Source organism: Streptomyces griseomycini (genome assembly GCF_014203535.1).
GTDB classification, from domain to species: Bacteria; Actinomycetota; Actinomycetes; order Streptomycetales; family Streptomycetaceae; genus Streptomyces; species Streptomyces griseomycini.
Genome location: NZ_JACHJI010000004.1, coordinates 345,354 through 363,115 on the forward strand (window position 1 = coordinate 345,354; position 17,762 = coordinate 363,115).

The window sequence follows — 17,762 nt, forward strand, 5'->3', positions numbered from 1 at the left end:
CGCGTCGCCCGGATGGGCCGCCCGTGCCACTGTGAGGAGTGGCGCGGGCGGCCCGTCTGCGTGAGGGTGCACGTACCGGGGCATACGCCCTACGCCCCCTCTCGATCATGTCGAGGACGACAAGCGTGGGAGGTACCAGTGACCAGCCCCCTCTTCCGGACGAAGAACGTCGAGCAGTCCATCCTCGACACCGAGGAACCGGAGCACGCGCTCAAGAAATCCCTGTCCGCGCTGGACCTGACCGTCTTCGGCGTCGGCGTCATCATCGGCACCGGCATCTTCGTCCTCACCGGTACGGTCGCCAAGAACAACGCCGGGCCCGCGGTGGCCCTGGCCTTCGTGGTGGCCGGCGTCGTCTGCGCGCTCGCCGCGCTCTGCTACGCCGAGTTCGCCTCCACCGTCCCGGTGGCGGGCTCCGCCTACACCTTCTCGTACGCGTCCCTCGGCGAGCTGCCGGCGTGGATCATCGGCTGGGACCTGGTCCTGGAGTTCGCGCTCGGCACGGCGGTGGTGGCCGTCGGCTGGTCCGGCTACATCCAGTCGCTCATGGGCAACGCGGGCTGGGAGATGCCCGAGGTGCTGGGCAGCCGGCAGGGCGCCGACGGCTTCGGGTTCGACATCCTCGCCGCCGTCCTGGTGCTGCTGCTCACCGTCATCCTCGTCCTCGGCATGAAGCTGTCCGCACGGGTCACCTCGGTCGTGGTCGCCATCAAGGTGACCGTCGTCCTCGTCGTGATCGTCGCGGGCGCCTTCTTCGTCACCGCCGACAACTACGACCCGTTCGTTCCGAAGGCGCAGCCGGTGGAGGCGGACCAGAGCCTGGACGCGCCGCTGATCCAGCTGATGTTCGGCTGGGCCCCGTCCAACTTCGGCGTGATGGGCATCTTCACCGCGGCCTCGGTCGTCTTCTTCGCGTTCATCGGCTTCGACATCGTCGCCACGGCCGCCGAGGAGACCAGGAACCCGCAGCGCGACATGCCCCGCGGCATCCTCGGCTCCCTGTTCATCTGCACCGCGCTGTACGTCGCCGTGTCCATCGTCGTCACCGGCATGCAGCACTACAGCGAGCTGTCCGTGGACGCCCCGCTCGCGGACGCGTTCAAGGCCACCGGGCACCCCTGGTTCGCGGGCTTCATCAGCTTCGGGGCCGCCGTCGGCCTGACGACCGTCTGCATGATCCTGCTGCTCGGCCAGACCCGCGTCTTCTTCGCGATGAGCCGCGACGGCCTGCTGCCCCGGTTCTTCTCCCGGGTCCACCCCCGGTTCAAGACCCCGCACCGGCCGACCATCCTGCTCGGTGTCGTCATCGCGGTCCTCGCGGGCTTCACCCCGCTGGAGGAACTCGCCGCGCTGGTGAACATCGGCACCCTGTTCGCCTTCGTGGTCGTCGCGATCAGCGTGATCATCCTCCGGAGGACCCGCCCCGACCTGCACCGCTCCTTCCGCACCCCCTGGGTGCCGTTCCTGCCGATCCTGTCGGTCGCCGCGTCGCTGTGGCTGATGCTGAACCTGCCCGCCGAGACCTGGGTCCGGTTCGCCATCTGGATGGCCATCGGCTTCGTCGTCTACTTCGCCTACAGCCGGGGCCACAGCCGCCTGGCCCGCGGCGAGGAGACGAAACCGGGGGAGGTCTTCAAACCGTCGGGCCCGGACTCACGTTGACGGACCCGTCCCCGGCACGGGCGTGCCGGGCCCGTCCTGCCGCCCTCCTCCGCCCCGGTCCGCCGGAGGTGCCCCGGCCGCCCACGGCGCGGGACGCGCACGGCGGGGAGCCGGTCGCCCCGACGCCGGTGGCCCGGCCCGCCCGCCACGTCGACGGCCGGGCCTGCCTGCCTGATCGCCGCTCCCGGGACGGCCGGGCCGTCCCGGCGGGCGGGGCCCGGCGCGCGGCCGGACACCCCGTGCCGCCGTGCACCCGCGCCCGTGTCGCGGGTCCGTACGCAGAGGCGCCGTGGGGCTCAGCGGGGCACGGACCGCGGGCCGGTGACGTCCGCTCCCAGGTCCGTCACCCTGCGGCGCAGTTCGCGGTCGGCCGTGACGACCAGGACGGGGCGCTCGCCGGCCCCGGCCACCAGGGCGACCATGTGGTCGTCGCCGCTGCCCGGGGCGGACTCCACCCGGACGCCCGGCACCGACTCCACCCCGCGGGCCGCGCCCTCGACCACCAGGACGATCTCCACCGGGCCGGGACGGCCGGGCAGACCGTCCGACGCCAGCCGGTCGCGCAGGCGCTCCGCGGCGCCCCGGCGGTCCCGCCACCAGCCGTCGGGCACCGACCCGACGACGTTCGCGGCGTCGACGATCACGAGCGGGGCGGTGGCGGCGTTCATCCCGCCAGGGTCCCACGGAAGGACCTGCGGCCGGGGCCCCGGGCCGTCGGACGCGGTTCCGCCTGCGTAGGGTGAAGCGGTGAACGGCGACTGGCTCCTCCGCGGCCGCGACGGCCGCCTCACCGTCTACCTGCCGTCGGACGACGCCGTCCTGTGCCGCGCGGAACTGGCCCCGGGCGGCCCCTGGGAGGCGCCGCGCAGGATCGGCGGCCCCCAGAAGCTGCGTCCGGGGACGGCTGTCGGCCAGGGCGCCGACGGCTACGCCCACCTCGTCGCCTGGCGGCCCACGGCGTCCGGCGAGTCGGACCTGGTGCACTCCACCCACTTCCGCCCGCGGCTCGCCCCCCTGGACTGGACCCCGGTCGGTCACCCCGACAAGAAGGGCGACCGCACCGGGACACCGGCGGTCGCCGTCGACGACCGGGGGCGCGCACACGTCTTCGTCCGCAACCGGGGCGGCGGGGTGAGCCTGCTGGCGCAGAAGGAGAAGGGCGGCTGGAACCCGTGGTGGGACCTCGGGGGAGAGGACGTCCGGGACGGACTCGCGGCCGTGACGGGGGAGTCGGGCCTGGTCGAGCTGTACGCGGCCGTCCCGGACGGGATCGCGCACTGGCGTCAGGAGGAGCCCGGCGGACAGCCGGTGCGGGGGGAGCGCGTCACCGTGCCCGTCCGGCCGGGCACCCTCCGCGCGCTGGCCACCTCCGCCGGGCACACCACCCTCTTCTTCACCGACGAGCGCGGGGAGTTGTGCGCCTGGCGGCCCGGCGGCGAGCCGGTGGCGCTCCTCGCCTCGGCAGGCCCCGGCCCGGTCTCCGCCGTGCGCTGTGCCGTCGAGGGCCACGACTGCACGGTGCTCGCCCAGCGTGCGGCGGACGGTCGTGCCGCCTTCGCCGCGTACCCCACCGAACAGGAGCAGGCCGGGGCCTGGTGGACCGAGTCGGGGCCCCGACTGCCCGCCGACGCCGTGGTGTCCGTCGCCCTCGACGAGCACGGGGAGGTCGTCGCGGCCGCCCTCTCCCCGTCCACCGGAGCGCTCCTCCTCACCCGTCGCAAGGACGAACCGGGCCTCGCCCTCCAGGCCTGGCGGGAGATCTGAAGGGCTCCCGCCGGGGGCGGGAACGCTCCCGGCGGGGCCGGCGGGGGAGCGCCGGGGCGACGTCAGGAAGTTCCGCCGCCCGCCGGGGACTTCTTCGCCGACTCCGGGATGTCCTGGTCGTTGCGGATCGCCTCCCACAGGGTCGACGCCTGCGGTTCGGCGGCCACCACCCGGTTCGGGTCGGTCTTGTCGTACGCGACCGGAAGCATGATCGTCTCCATGCCGGCCGGGTCGACGCCGTTCAGGCTGCGGCCGAAGTCCGTCAGCGCGGTGAGCGAGGCGAGCTCGGAGTCGGTGGTGAGGGCCGAGGTGAGGGTGTCCGCGATCTTGTACGTCTTGGTCGGGCTGCCCAGCAGGTCCTGCTTCTTGATCTCGCTCAGCAGGGCGACCATGAACTGCTGCTGGAGCCCGATGCGCCCGAGGTCGCTGCCGTCGCCGACGCCGTGCCGGGTGCGGACGAACTGCAGGGACTCGGTGCCGTTCAGGCGGTGGGTGCCGGCGGTCAGGTCGAGCCCGCTGGAGGGGTCGTGGATGTCCTGGTCGACGGTGACGGTGACCCCGCCTATCGCGTCCACCAGGTCCTTGAAGCCGGCGAAGTCGATCTCCACGTAGTGGTCCATGCGGACCCCGGACATCTTCTCCACCGTCTTGACCACGCAGGCCGGACCGACCTGGGAGTAGATGGAGTTGAACATCACGCGCTCGGCCGGGGCCACCTGGGAACCGTCCGCCTTGGCGCACTCGGGCCGGGTCACCAGGGTGTCGCGCGGGATGCTGACGGCGACGGCCTTGGTGCGGCCCTCGGGTATGTGCATCACCAGCGCGGTGTCGGAGCGCGCCCCCGCGACCCTGCCGGTGTTCAGCTCGGCGTTGTCGCCGGCGCGCGAGTCGGAGCCGAGGACCAGGACGTTCTGCCCGGAGGTGGGCAGCTTCTCCGGACGGTCGCCGCCGATCGCCTTGTCGATGTCGACGCCCTCGATGTTGCCGTCGAGGTCGTTGTAGAGCCAGTAGCCGGTGCCGGCCGCGGCGACGACGAGAACGGCCAGGGAGAGCAGGACCCACCGGCCGGTGCGCCGCCGGCGGCGGGGCGCGTCCTGCCGCGGGGACCGGTGGGATGGGCTCGGGCGGTCGATGGCCGGGGTCGTCATCGGGTGGGTGTCCTCGTCTGTGCGTGCTGCCGGATCTGCTCGTGCTGCTGGATCTGCTGGTGCTGCGTGCTCGGTGCTGCCCGGGTCCGCTGCGGCCCCGGCACGGACGTGCTCGGATGATCGGACAGACCTGCGACCCGCTCCTGGCGTTGTACGGCAGTGACCCACGTCACAAGTCACCCCGGACGAAGGGAGGGTGACGTCTCGTGAGGCCCGCTCTTCGCCGTGAGGTGTCGGGGGCGTGATCCCCGGACCCCCGGAGAGTGTATGCAGCGTGCATATCATGTGAGAATTCCAGGCCCCGTGTCCAGATCGGGTGAATTCTCCAGGGAGTCCGTCATGGTGATGCGGGACCGGTCCGCACGCGCGCCGCGGCGCAGCCGATCCGACGAGGTCGTCCCGGCCGCACAGCGTTCCCCCGTGACCGGTACCGCGGCGGGTTCCTGGCTGGTGCGCGGCAAGGACGGCCGACTCACCGCGTACGCCCCGTGCGGCGGCGGCCTGCTGCGCTGGACCGAAACCCGGCCGGGCGGTCCCGAATGGTCGGGCCCCGACTTCTTCCCCGTCGCGGACCTCACCCACCTGAGCGTGGCCCAGGGCGTCGACGCCTACGTCCACTTCCTGGGCCGGCGCGAGCGGCGCCGCGCGGACGGCACGGTCCAGGTCGACGTGGTGCACGCGATCCAGTACCAGACCGGGAGGCCCGTCACCGAGTGGCGCTCCCTGGGCAATCCGCACTCCGAGCCGGACCTGGCGGTGCGGTTCGGAGCTCCGGTGGCCGCGGTGGACGCGGCCGGCACCGTCCACGTCTTCGTGCGCAACGCGGGTGGCGGGCTGATGATGCGCCGGGAGGGGCGGGGCGGCAAGTGGGAGCCCTGGGCGGATCTGCGGGGCAGCGACCTCCAGGACGGTCTGGTCGCGACCGCCGTGTCCACCGGGCGGGTCGAGGTGTTCGCTCCGGCCGGCGGCGCGGCGCTGCACTGGGTCCAGCCGGAGCCGGGCGCCGCGCCGCAGCGCTCCCCCGATGTGCGGCCCGGCCCGCTGCCCGGGTCGGTCGCCGTGCTGGAGACGGCGCCCGGTCGGCTCACCTGGTTCTGGACCGACCCGGCCGGCGCCGGCCTGGTCTGCCACCGGCCCGGTGGCTGGTCCGTCCCGCTGGGCGGCACGCCCTCGGACGGGGCCAACGCGGTACTGCGCGCCTCCCTCGACGGCTACGACTGCACGGTGATCGCCCACCGCGGTGCGTCCGGCAGCCCGCTGGTCGGGGTCTGCGGTACGGAGGCCGAGGCGTCGGGGCTCTGGTGGGCGGACACCGGGCGGGCCTGCGCGGGCGATCCGGCCCTGGTGCACGACGCGCACGGCCGGGTGGTGCTCGGCGCCTTCGATCCCGACGGCGCCCTGTGGGTGGCGCGGCAGGAGTCCGGGCCGGGGCTGGCGTTCACGGACTGGCTGCGTGTCTGACCGTGCCATCGCGCCCGCGGAGTCGGCGATCGCCGAAAAGGTTGTGCGGATGTGTCGTGTGTGACAGATGGCCCCAGAAACCGATTACTCCTGGACATCTCGCGTGGTTGCGATGTAAACATTTTGTTCGATCGGTAAGCGTCAGGTGAACATCGGCCGTGTCGTCGGTGAAGGGGAGGGCGGTCGCGACCGGTCTCGGCGAACCCCGCGCGCGGTGGCGTGCTCGCCGGTCAGGGTGGGGATCAGTTGCCGGGGCGGTCCGCTCCGGCCTCGACGTGGATGGTGCGAAGTCTGGTGAGCCTCAACAATCCCGAGGCGAGCGCGCTCGTGTCGACCTATCGATCCCTGGTGCCCGTGGGGGCGCGGCGCCGGATCGTGCGTCGGGTGCCGGGGTCCCTGCGCAGCTCGGTGAAACGCTCGCTGGCGTCCGCCGACGCCGTGCGCTCCGCCGTGGTGGTCCAGGCGCTGGGCGGGAACCGGAAGGCCGGCAAGCACACGTCCGACCTGCCGGTGCGGGTCGTCCGTGCGGCCGGCCGGCACCTGCGGGCCGTGGAGGTGCCCGGAGCCACCGCCTGGGCCGCCCGCGCCCGCAACCTCCACATGCTCGTCTCCTTCCTGGAGGAAGCCGGGATCGACTACTTCTGCGTCCGCGGCACCGGCTCCCCGGCGCCCTGCGTGGCGGTCCCCGCACGGTGGCGTGCCGACGTCGAGGAACTGCTGCGGCTCGCCTGCGCGGACAACCCCGGTTACGTGGGTGCCGGCGCCCAGGGCCAGCCGCGTCCCGGTGCCTCCCCGGCCTGCTGGCGCGCGCTGCGCGGACGGTCCGTGCTGCGTGTGACCTGGGTCGTGTGCGACCCCACCGGGCACCTGGTGTTCGGCCCCGAGTACGGCTGCGACCTCGAGTTCTGGGCGGAGCAGGACGGCCGGCTCGTCGCGCCCCGCCCCAACAAGGTGGTGACCGACATCCCGGCGGACGCGGGTCGCTGCCAGGTGGAGCAGAAACGCTTCAGCCCCGTTCCGGCCATCTACAGCACCGGCCATGCCCGCACCCTGCCCGAGTTCGCCGCCGCGCTGCCCGACGACCACCTCTTCCCGATCGACGTCGTCTACACCTGGGTGGACGACTCCGACCCGGAGTGGCGGGCGAGCAGGGACACCGCACGGTGGCAGCTCACCGGGGCCTCGGGCGGCGGCCTGCACGAGCAGGCGGCCAACGACGCCCGCTACACCAGCCGCGACGAGCTGCGGTACTCGCTGCGCTCGATCCACCAGTACGCCCCGTGGGTGCGGAACATCTTCCTCGTCACGGCCGGACAGGTGCCCTCGTGGCTGAACACCGAGTTCCCCGGCCTCCGGGTGGTCGACCACCGGGAGATCTTCTCCGATCCCGGCGCGCTGCCGACGTTCAACTCGCACGCGATCGAGAGCCAGCTGCACCACATCCCCGAACTCGCGGAGCACTTCCTCTATTTGAACGACGACGTGTTCTTCGGCCGCCCCGTGCAGCCCGGGCAGTTCTTCCACGCCAACGGGCTGACCAAGTTCTTCCAGTCCAAGGCGCTGATCCCGTCCGGCCGGGCGAGCACCGAGGACCTGCCCGTCAACGCGGCCGGCAAGAACAGCCGCGGCCTGATCGCCCAGCAGTTCGGCACCGTCATCTCCCAGAAGATGAAGCACACCCCGCACGTCCTGCGGCGCAGCGTGCTCGCGGAGATCGAGCAGGTCTACGCCAAGGCGCACTGGGTGACCCAGCACTCCCGGTTCCGCTCGCCGAGCGACGTGCCCATCGCCTCCTCGCTGCACCACTACTACGCCTACCACTCGGCCCGCGCCACGGTCGGCGACATCCGCTACGTCTACATCGACCTCGCCGACGACCTGGCGCAGCGTCGGCTGAACAACCTCCTGGCCCGCCGCAACTTCGACACCTTCTGCATGAACGACACCGTCACCGCCCGTGACCCGGAGGCCCAGTCACGGATGGTCGCCGACTTCCTGAACGCCTACTTCCCGGTGCCCAGCCCCTTCGAGAAGGGCTCCGGCATCGCCGTACCACGCCGATCGGCCCGGTCGGCCGAACGTCTGGCCGAACTGGGGCACGCCGGCACATGAGCCCTCGAACCAAGAGCCCCGCCGCGGCGAGCGGCGGGGCGGGCCGCCCGCGCCGCGGTCTGCGCCCCCGCGCCGCCGCCCTGCGCAACCGGCTCATGCAGCGCTTCTTCCTGCCCCTGCGCCGCGGCCGCGCCGCCCGACTCCACTACGCCGCCATCCTCGACGGCCAGACCGTCAACCTGCACGCCCAGCTGCCCCCCTCCGTCCGGCTGCCCGAGCGCGCCGAGGTCGTCCTGCGCCGGGGCCGCCGCCGCTTCGCCACCGAGGCCCGCGTCTACGAGGGTCCGGCCGACGAGGTCCTGGTCGACGCCGTCGTCCTGCTCGGCGCGGACGTCGGCGGCGCACCGGTCGGCCAGGGCCGCTGGCGGCTGCGGCTGCGCCTGCACTCCGGGCGCCGCTCCCGCACCCTCCCCCTGCTGCTGTTCCAGCCGCCGGTGCCCTACGAGGGACCCACCAAGCCCATGACGGCCTCCCCGGTCACCGGCGAGCGCCACCGGATCGGCCGCTCCTTCCGCGGCAGCGCCCGCGTGATCAGCACCGGTGCCCGCCCCTCCGCCGAGGTGGCCAAGGTGCACCTGACGCACGCCGGGGTCACCGTCGACTTCCGGCTGCTGGGCACCCGGGCCGAGGAGCCGTGGGCCGAGTTCGTCGCCTCCGGGCGCCGGATCGAGCAGCCCGTCACCCCGCTGGCGGCGGACACCTACCGCGTGGAGGTCCCGCTCGACCAGATGCCGCCCCGCGGCTCCCGGCCCGACCACTGGGACGTCGTCCTGTGCGACCCCACCGGACTGTCGCTGCGGCTGGGGCGCCGGCTGCACGACGTGCGCAACCCGCTGCGCGTCTTCGCCATGCGCAGCCTCGCGATCACCCCGTCCGGCCGTCCCCCCATGATCGTCCAACCGCGCTACACCCCCGCAGGAAATCTCCGGGTCACCTGCACGCGCATGCCCGAGGCAGGCTGAACCGACCGATGAGAATCACGTTCCTGCTGACCACGGCCGACGCGGTCGGCGGCACCGAACGGGCGGTGTTCAACCAGGCGTCCGAGCTGGCCGCCCGGCACGACGTCCGGGTGCTCAGCGTCTTCAAGAGCAAGCGCGAGCAGTTCTTCACCCCGCACGAACGGGTCCGCCTCGACTACCTGATCGACCTCACCTCCGCCACCCCCCGCCCGCTGCGCCCGACCCGCGTCGACGACGCGGTGTGGCCGGGGCTGGCCGCGCAGCCCAGCCGGATCGTCGACCGCTCCTGGGAGGCGGCGTTCAACCGGCTCTCCGACCTCGAGCTCGAACTCGCCCTCCAGGACACCGACACCGACGTCCTGGTCACCACCACACCCGCCCTGATGGCGCTCGCCGTCGAGCTGGCCCCGGCGCACGTCATCACCGTCCACCAGGAGCACCGGGTCTCCGAGCTGCGCGGTACCAGCGGCGAACCGCTGCGCTCCCACGCGGCCCGGCTGGACGCGCTCGCCGTCCTCAGCGAGCGGACCCGGGACTGGTTCGCGGAGACCCTCGGCGACGCCGCGCCCCGTCTCGAGGTCGTGCCCAACGCCCTGCCCAGCGGCTTCCGGCCCCGCTCCACCCTGCAGACCCGCACGGTGGTGATCGCCGGACGGCTCGTCGCGGAGAAGCAGATCGACCACGCCGTGACCGCCTGGGCCACCGTGGCCCGGCACCACCCGGACTGGCAGTTGCGGATCTTCGGCGACGGACCGCTCAGCGGCGCCCTGCGCCGGCAGATCGACATGCTCGGGCTGCACGACTGCGTCCAGCTCAACGGCAACTCCAAGCACCTGGCGGAGGAGTGGGCCAAGGCCAGCATCGCCACGCTCACCTCGCGCAACGAGGCGTTCGGCCTGGTGCTCGCCGAGGCGCACGCGGCCGGCGTCCCGGTGGTCTCCTACGACTCGCCCAACGGCCCGCGCGAAGTGGTCATCGACGGGCAGACCGGGATCCTCGTCCCGCCCGGCGACACCGACGCCCTGGCCTCGGCCCTGATGTTCCTGATCCGGGACGCCGAAGCGCGGCGACGGATGGGCGCGGCGGCCCTCGCGTCCGTCAACCGCTTCTCGCCCGCCGTGGTGACCGCCACCTGGGAGCGGATCTTCCACGAGCTCGTGGCCGAACGCGACAGCGGACGCCGTGCCGCGGCCAAGGCCGAACGCCAGGCCGTGCACGCCTTCCACAGCGGCCCCGACGGCATGGTGCCCGCGGCGGCCGCCGCTCCGGCCACCACCGTGCGCTCCTCCGACCAACGCGCGCTGGAAAGGGAGCTGCTCAAGCGACGCGGCCTGGTGAGCGACGGCGGCCAGGTCTGCCGCCTGCTGGACTGGGAGTCCCCGTGGGACGTCGTCCAGCAGAACCTGGCGCTGGTGGCCGACGTGCTCGAAGCGGCCGGCATCCCCTACTTCGTGGTCCGCGACCACCTCGTACGGCACACCGTCGCCGTGCACGCCGTGTACCGGGAGGCGGTCTTCAAGGCCCTCGCCGAGCGGTACGCGCGGGAGCCGGTGTACGCCGCCGTGCTCAACGAGGGGCAGAAGACGGTGGCCACCGTCTTCGCCGGTCTCGTGGCGCCGTACGCCGACATCCCCTCCTCCGGCGTCCGGGTCTACCAGAACCTGGTCTCCCACTCGCGCACCCTGCGCCTCGGCGCCGTCTACGGCTGCACCGTCTCCTTCTGGGACACCGACCCCGACGACGAGAGCCAGTCCCACCTCAAGGCCCCCACGCGCACCCTCATCGGCGACCGGGTGCCGACCAGCGCCCTGCACCGGACCGCCCTCACCCTCGGCAACCGCCAGTACCCGACGATCAACGCCTTCCGGAACGTGCTGCACGGAGACGTCGGTTTTCCCGTGGACGCCGTCTACACCTGGGTGAACGGCGCCGACGTCTCCTGGCTGGAGCGCAAGAACGCCGTACTGGCCTCGATGGGCTTGGAGACCGAGGACGCGGCGACGAGCGCGGCACGCTTCCGGGACCGGGACGAACTGAGGTACTCCCTGCGCTCCATCGACATGTACGCGCCCTGGATCCGGAACATCTACATCGTCACCGACCAGCAGGTGCCCCACTGGCTGGACCTCTCCCATCCACGCGTACGCGTCGTGGACCACACCGAGATCTTCGGCGACCGCGGTGCGCTGCCCACGTACAACTCCCACGCCATCGAGAGCCAGTTGCACCACATCGAGGGCCTGGCCGAGCACTTCCTCTACTTCAACGACGACGTGTTCGTCGGGCGGACCCTCATGCCCAGCGTGTTCTTCCTGGGCAACGGGCAGGCGAAGCACTTCATGTCGCCCACCTCCATCCCGATGGCCCCGCCCTCCCACGAGGACGAGTTCAACATCACCGCCGCGAAGAACAACCGCGCCCTGATCGAGCGGGCCTTCGGGCAGACGCTGGTGCACTCGTTCCTGCACGCCCCGCACCCGCTGCGCCGCAGCGTCCTGGCCGACATCGAGGAGTACTACCACGAGGCGGTGGCGACCACCGCGGGCAACCAGCTGCGCAGCCGCAGCGACGTGTCGGTCGCCTCCTCGCTGCACCACTACTTCGGCTTCCACACGCAGCGCAGCGTGCCCGGCAGCATCTCGTGCGGTTTCGTCAACGTCGGCCTGAGCGAGCACGCCCCCCGGCTGAACCGGATCCTCACCGTGCGCCCGCACGACGTGTTCTGCCTGAACGACTACCACGACGGCGACGTGCCCGAGGACGAGCAGGACGCCATCCTCGCCGCGTTCCTGCCCAGCTACTTCCCGGTGCCGAGCCAGTTCGAGACCGGATCAGCGCGCAATCGGCAGGCCCACGCGGGCTACCTGCCGGATTGGCCGCTGTGACCACACCGCATCCCGCCGTCGGGAGGAGCAACACCGTGAACAGTCCCGCGTCCGTGCTGCAGATCGTGGCCCACCCGGACGACGACCTGTACTTCATGAACCCGGCCACGTTCCACGGGCTCAAGGCCGGTGCGCGCACCACCACGGTGTACCTGACCGCCGGTGACGCGCTCGGCAAGAACCCGAGGCCGTGGCAGACGGAGCCGGTCGCCGAGGATCGGGAGGCCTACGGCAAGGCACGGCAGAACGGCATCAAGGCCGCCTACGCGGCCATGGCGCTCGGCGACCGGACGGCGGCCTGGAAACCGGCCACCCTCTCCACGGTGGCCGGCACGGTCGCGGAGGCGTACTCGCTCGCCGACGCGCCCTGGGTGACGCTGATCTTCCTCAACATCCGGCAGCACGGCACACCGGAGGGGCCGGCCCGCAGCCTGCACGTGCTCTGGCGCAACGAGGTCGAGTCGGTGCCGACCCTGGTGCCCAGCGGCGGCCTGGTGCACGAGGCGTACGGGTACACGCGGACGGGCCTCGTCCAGACCATCGTGCAGATCATGGACCTGGTCCGCCCCACGCTGATCCGCACCATGGACCCGGACCCCGACCGGCTGGTGCACGACGACAAGTTCCCGCAGCGGCACGACTACGGCGACCTGTCCGACCACTGCGACCACACCGCCGCGGCCCTGTTCAGCGTGCTCGCCCTGGACCACTACCAGGGACCCGCCCAGAACGGCACCTACACCGTGGAGTCCTACCGCGGGTACTACAACGAACGCTGGCCGCACAACCTCGGCCCGCAGGCCGTGTCCCTCAAGGAGTTCTTCCTCAACGTCTACGGAGCGGCGGACGGCTACGACTGCGGCGATCCGGCGGGGAGCGGCGACTACTCGGTCGGCCTGAACTCCCGGGGGACCGGGTGGGTGCAGAGCACCGCGCCACGCCATCCGGTCGGCGCCCCCTGGCTGCTGGCCGACCGGCGGGGCCGGCTGGCGGCCTTTGCCGTGGTCGACCGGCAGTGCGCGGTGTGGCTGGAGGCGCAGCCCGGCAGCGACCAGTGGCGCGGCCCGTTCTTTCTCGGCGGTGGCCCTCTCGCCCCCGGCCTCGCCGTCGGTCTCACACCGGACGGCCGCTGGCAGATCTTCGCCGAGCGGTTGTCCCACCTGGCCGCGGACGACGGCCACGTCCGCGAGATCGTGCTGCTCGAACAGGCCGAGCCCGACGGGGCGTTCTCCGGCTGGATCACCCTGGGCAACCCCTCGGCGGGCGACCCGCGCCGGGACCGTCACCTCGGCACGCCGGTGGCGACCCGCGACGGCAGGGGCCGGCTGCACCTGTTCGTCCGCAACGCCGGTCAGGGGCTGCACAGCCGGATCCAGGAGACGGACGGCACCTGGGGCGAGTGGACCGACCTGCGCGGCTATGACCTCCAGGAGGGACTCGCCGCGCTCACCACACTCAACGGCCGCGTGGAGGTGTTCGGAGCCAGCCGTGAGGGCGTCTTCCACTGGGCCCAGGGGTCGCTCGACGAACCGCTCACCCGGGCCCCCAGGTTCCGGCTCGCTCCGTCCGCCGGCCCCGTCGCCGCGGTGCTCCAGCCGAGCGGCAAGGTCATGACCGTCTACCGGCAACCGGACACGGGCCGTCTGCTCATGGCGGAGGAGGACGCCCCGGGTGGTCGCTGGGCCCAGCCCGCGTCCTCGATCGGCGGACGCGGCGGCTTCGGCGCGGTCGGCCTCGCCGCGGGCCCGACGCCCGAGTCGGGCACCCTCGTCGCCTGCCGCAGCGACCTCGGTGGCGTGGCCTACCGTTTCCTGCCCGGCGACCAGCCCTGGCGGGAGCTGTCCGTCGCGCCCCTGGGCGGTACCTTCGCCGGCGCTCCCGCCGCGGCCTTCGACGCCCTGGGCCGCGCCACGATCGCGGTCATCGGCGCGGACGGACGTCTGGCCGTCGCCCGTCAGGCCGCCCCGGGATCCGCGGAGTTCGGGACCTGGACGATGGTCGGCTGAGTCGAGCGCGCGACCCGCGCCGGACGGGACGACGACGAGGAGGGCCTCCGCACCACGCGGAGGCCCTCCTCGCGCACCGGTTCGGCGTTCCGCGTCACGCCGGGAGGCCGACCGTGCCCGGGGCCGGGAACCGTTTGCCGTTCACGCGCCCGGGGACGCCCTCGCGCTCCGGGTACGGCAGGACGTCACCGGGGCGGAACGTCCGGCCGACGCCCGTGATCAGGCACAGCCCGGTGTCCTGGACATCGGTGACGACGCCCTCGTCGAGCACGAGCCCGACCTCCTGCGCCACCGCACCCGGCCTGCCGGCGGCCAGGCCGGCGAGCGCCTGGCCCTCCTGGATGAGCACGAGGAGACTGTCGCGGCCACTCTCCGACAACTCCCCTCGTCACAAGGGCGGGTGGGCACCGGGGCGGTGACGGGCCCACGAACCGCGCCGAGCACCGCGGGGATGCGCACGTGACAAGGCGCACGCGAGTGAGCGGGGTTGAAAAAGTGAGAATCCTGTTAACCTCCCGGGGGTCGTTCGTATTACTCGGGTGATGAGTGCTGCCCGGAACCGGCCCGTCCGGGCCGTGCAACGGGGGGCTGGGGGAAGGGTGCCGTGAACAAGTCCTCCACGGTGGATCTCGTCGTTGTCGGATTAGGCTACGTGGGGCTGCCCTTAGCGCGTTCCGCCGCTGCCGCCGGGTTACGTGTGGTGGGTCTCGACCGCAGCCGCACCGTCGTCGAGGGTCTGAACGGGGGCCGCTCCCACGTCGACGACATCACGGACGCCGAGGTCGGCGCGATGCTCGACCAGGGGTTCCGGGCGTCCGACGGCCCCGAGGTGATCGCGGACGCCGCCGCGGTCGTCATCTGCGTGCCCACCCCGCTCACCGAGCACGGCTCCCCGGACCTCGGCGCGGTGCACGCGGCGGTGGCGGACATCGCCGCCCACCTCACGCCCGGCACCCTCGTGGTGCTGGAGTCCACGACCTACCCCGGCACCACCGAAGAGGTCGTACGGCCCCGGCTGGAGGCCGGCGGCCTGAAGGTCGGCCGGGACTTCCACCTCGCCTTCTCGCCCGAGCGCATCGACCCGGGCAACGCCTCCTTCGGCCTGGAGAACACCCCCAAGGTCGTCGGCGGCGTCACCGCCGACTGCACCAAGGCCGCCCGCGCCCTCTACGAGCGCTTCGTGACCCGTGTGGTGGAGGCCAAGGGCACCCGCGAGGCCGAGATGGCCAAGCTGCTGGAGAACACCTACCGGCACGTCAACATCGCGCTCGTCAACGAGATGTCGATGTTCTGCCGGGAGATCGGCGTCGACCTGTGGGACGCGATCCGCTGCGCCTCCACCAAGCCGTTCGGCTTCGCGCCGTTCTACCCCGGCCCCGGCGTCGGCGGGCACTGCATCCCGATCGACCCCAACTACCTGTCGTACAAGGTGCGTTCGCTGGGCATCCCGTTCCGCTTCGTGGAGCTGGCGCAGGAGATCAACCAGCGCATGCCCGTGCACGTGGTCAACCGCGCGGCCGATCTGCTCAACGACGAGGGCAAGGCCGTGCGCGGCTCCCGCGTCCTGCTGCTCGGCGTCACCTACAAGCCGGACATCTCCGACCAGCGCGAGAGCCCGGCCCTGGCCGTCGCCCAGCACCTGCGCGCCCGCGGTGCCGAACTGGTCTACTTCGACCCCCACGTCGACGACTGGACGGTCGACGGCGCCCCGGTCGAGCGTGCGGACGACTACCTGGCCGCCGCCGAGACCGCGGACCTGACCGTCCTGCTCCAGCCGCACCGGGAGATGGACCTGGGCCTGCTGGCCGACCGCGCCCGCAAGCTCTTCGACACCCGAGGCAGGTCCGCCGATCACCCCCGGGTGGTCAAGCTGTGACGGCCCAGGGGACGTACATACCCGGAGCCGTCGACTCCGGCGGAGGCCGGGGGCACCGCAAACGACGGCACCTGAAGGTCTCGTACCTCTTCTTCGCCGCCATCGCCGCGCTCATCGCCACCCGGCTCGACTCCGACTCGCTGCACCTGTACTCGACGGGCGCCATGGGCCTGCTGGCCCTGAAGATGTTCGGCGCCCTGTTCTACCGCCCCGCCAAGGCGGGCCGGGAGGAACTGGAGTACCTGGAGCAGTGCTGGGTCACCGCGGTCATCCCGATCTACAACGAGGACCCGGTGATGTTCGAGCAGGGCATGCGCAGCCTGCTCGCGCAGTCCCGGCTCCCCAACGAGATCCACATCATCGACGACTGCAGCGCCGACCCGGGCGGCATCCGGGCGGCGAGGAGGCTGCGGCCCGAGTTCGAGGCGAAGGGCGTCAAGTACACCGTCAGCGTCCAGCCCGAGAACAAGGGCAAGCGCGAGGCGCTGGCGCGGGGCTTCGAGGCGGCGCCGTACTCCGACATCTTCCTGTGCGTGGACTCCGACACCGTGCTCTCCCGGGACACGGTCCGCGAACTGCTGCTGCCGATGGCCGACGAGAGGATCATGGCCTCCACCGGCATGGTGCTGGCGCTCAACCACGACAGCAACGTCTTCACCCGCCTGCAGGACCTGCGCTACGGCAACTCCTTCCTCTTCGAACGGGCCGCCTACTCGCGGCTGAGGTCCGTGCTGTGCTGCTGCGGCGCCCTGTCGGCGTACCGCGGCACACTGGTGCGCAAGTACCTGCCGGACTTCCTCAACCAGCAGTTCCTGGGCAAGCCGGCCGTCTTCGGCGACGACCGCCGCATGACCAACTACTGCCTGATGGAAGGCCAGGTGGTCTTCCAGGAGACCGCCGTCGGCTACACCGCCGTCCCCGAGAAGCTGCCGCACTTCCTGCGCCAGCAGGTCCGCTGGAACAAGTCGTTCTTCCGCGAGTCCCTGTGGGCCTTCCGGCACCAGAAGAAGTACCGGCCCGCGTTCTGGCTGACCTGCATGGAGCTCGGCCTGTGGCTGGTCTTCGGCTCGGCGATGTTCTACTCCATGGTCATCCTGCCGATCACGGAGCCGGCCCGGTTCCTCGACCACATCGGGGACTACGCGCTGTTCATGGTCCTCATGGGCTATCTGCGCAACGTCCGCTACCTCGACTTCCCGCGCCGCGGCATGGGCTTCGTCAAGCGGTTCGGCATGTTCCTGCTGGCCCCGCTGTACGGCCTGATCCAGCTCTTCCTGCTGACCCCGCTGCGCTTCTACGCCCTGCTCACCCTGCACAAGGGCAGCTGGGGCACCCGCCAGGCCGGTGTCGAGGTGTCCGTGGCCGGCGATCACGAGGCCGATGTGACGGAGATCTTCGAGGAGGAGGACCCGTACTCCGACAAGAAGGTCACCGAGACGCTCCAGCTGATGCGCCTCGAGGGCGTCGCCCTGCGCACGCGGCCCCGCACGGCCACCATCCCCAGCCGGCCGCAGCCGCTGCCCGGCTACGACGAGCAGCACCACCAGAACGTGCCCCAGCAGCCCGTGAGCTGGGGAACACCCGCACCCGCGCCCGCTCAGGCGCCGGCCGGTCACGGCGGGCAGCAGTGGTACGGCGGCGCACAGCAGCAGTGGCAGGGCGGCGGTCACGGCGACCCGTACCACCCGCAGCAGCAGCCGTACCCGCCGCAGCAGCAGCCGTACCCGCCGCAGCAGCCGTACCCGCAGGGCCACGGCCGTGACGGGTACCAGGGCGGCCACCCGGACCCCGGCCGGCCGGGGGACGGCCGGGGCGGCGGCCGGTAGGCACGCCGGCACGTGCGCGGGAGGGGGCGGCCGCACGGCCGCCCCCTCCCGCCGCGTCCC

Annotated in this window: 11 protein-coding genes and 1 pseudogene; 9 read left to right on the forward strand and 3 right to left on the reverse strand. The window is 72.3% G+C overall.

Annotated features, from left to right (window positions below; all coding sequences use genetic code 11):
* Positions 1-138 precede the first annotated feature (138 nt).
* Entirely contained in the window at positions 139-1,662 is a 1,524-nt protein-coding gene (locus tag FHS37_RS13335) for an amino acid permease (protein WP_184820587.1), read from the forward strand.
* A 296-nt stretch (positions 1,663-1,958) separates the two neighbouring features.
* Here FHS37_RS13335 and FHS37_RS13340 read toward each other — a convergent pair whose 3' ends face one another.
* Positions 1,959-2,330: a PIN domain-containing protein gene (locus FHS37_RS13340; protein WP_184820589.1), complete on the reverse strand. Its 372-nt coding sequence runs from the start codon at positions 2,328-2,330 to the stop codon at positions 1,959-1,961.
* A gap of 79 nt (positions 2,331-2,409) precedes the next feature.
* Between FHS37_RS13340 and FHS37_RS13345 the strand changes: the two genes are divergently transcribed.
* A complete protein-coding gene (locus tag FHS37_RS13345; RefSeq protein ID WP_184820591.1) occupies positions 2,410-3,426 on the forward strand; it encodes a PLL family lectin in 1,017 nt (338 codons plus the stop codon).
* 62 nt (positions 3,427-3,488) lie between these two features.
* On the opposite strand, the gene FHS37_RS13350 is transcribed toward FHS37_RS13345, so the two are convergent.
* Positions 3,489-4,574 (reverse strand): LCP family protein, encoded by a 1,086-nt coding sequence (locus tag FHS37_RS13350; RefSeq protein WP_184820593.1) that lies wholly within the window; start codon positions 4,572-4,574, stop codon positions 3,489-3,491.
* A 345-nt stretch (positions 4,575-4,919) separates the two neighbouring features.
* On the opposite strand from FHS37_RS13350, the gene FHS37_RS13355 reads away from it, so the two are divergent.
* The 5 genes from FHS37_RS13355 to FHS37_RS13375 all read left to right on the forward strand — a co-directional run bounded on the left by FHS37_RS13355 (position 4,920) and on the right by FHS37_RS13375 (position 14,000).
* Positions 4,920-6,035 (forward strand): DUF8189 domain-containing protein, encoded by a 1,116-nt coding sequence (locus tag FHS37_RS13355; RefSeq protein WP_373304241.1) that lies wholly within the window; start codon positions 4,920-4,922, stop codon positions 6,033-6,035.
* A 291-nt stretch (positions 6,036-6,326) separates the two neighbouring features.
* Entirely contained in the window at positions 6,327-8,147 is a 1,821-nt protein-coding gene (locus FHS37_RS13360; RefSeq protein ID WP_229889857.1) for a stealth family protein, read from the forward strand.
* Entirely contained in the window at positions 8,144-9,109 is a 966-nt protein-coding gene (locus tag FHS37_RS13365) for a hypothetical protein (protein ID WP_184820599.1), read from the forward strand. The genes FHS37_RS13360 and FHS37_RS13365 overlap by 4 nt, the downstream gene beginning before the upstream one ends.
* Before the next feature lie 8 nt (positions 9,110-9,117).
* Positions 9,118-11,994 carry a stealth family protein gene (locus tag FHS37_RS13370; RefSeq protein WP_184820601.1) on the forward strand — a complete coding sequence of 959 codons (2,877 nt, stop codon included), beginning with the start codon at positions 9,118-9,120 and terminating at the stop codon, positions 11,992-11,994.
* A 35-nt stretch (positions 11,995-12,029) separates the two neighbouring features.
* On the forward strand, positions 12,030-14,000 hold the full coding sequence (locus FHS37_RS13375; protein WP_184820603.1) for a PIG-L family deacetylase: 1,971 nt from the start codon (positions 12,030-12,032) through the stop codon (positions 13,998-14,000).
* Positions 14,001-14,094: 94 nt separating this feature from the next.
* Here FHS37_RS13375 and FHS37_RS13380 read toward each other — a convergent pair.
* Positions 14,095-14,295, reverse strand: a pseudogene (locus tag FHS37_RS13380) (hypothetical protein); the annotation flags it as partial.
* Positions 14,296-14,604: 309 nt separating this feature from the next.
* On the opposite strand from FHS37_RS13380, the gene FHS37_RS13385 reads away from it, so the two are divergent.
* Together FHS37_RS13385 and FHS37_RS13390 are read left to right on the forward strand one after the other, a co-directional pair.
* A complete protein-coding gene (locus tag FHS37_RS13385) occupies positions 14,605-15,876 on the forward strand; it encodes a nucleotide sugar dehydrogenase (RefSeq protein WP_184820612.1) in 1,272 nt (423 codons plus the stop codon).
* A complete protein-coding gene (locus FHS37_RS13390; RefSeq protein ID WP_184820614.1) occupies positions 15,873-17,702 on the forward strand; it encodes a glycosyltransferase in 1,830 nt (609 codons plus the stop codon). Before FHS37_RS13385 ends, FHS37_RS13390 begins: the two co-directional genes overlap by 4 nt.
* Positions 17,703-17,762: the final 60 nt, after the last annotated feature.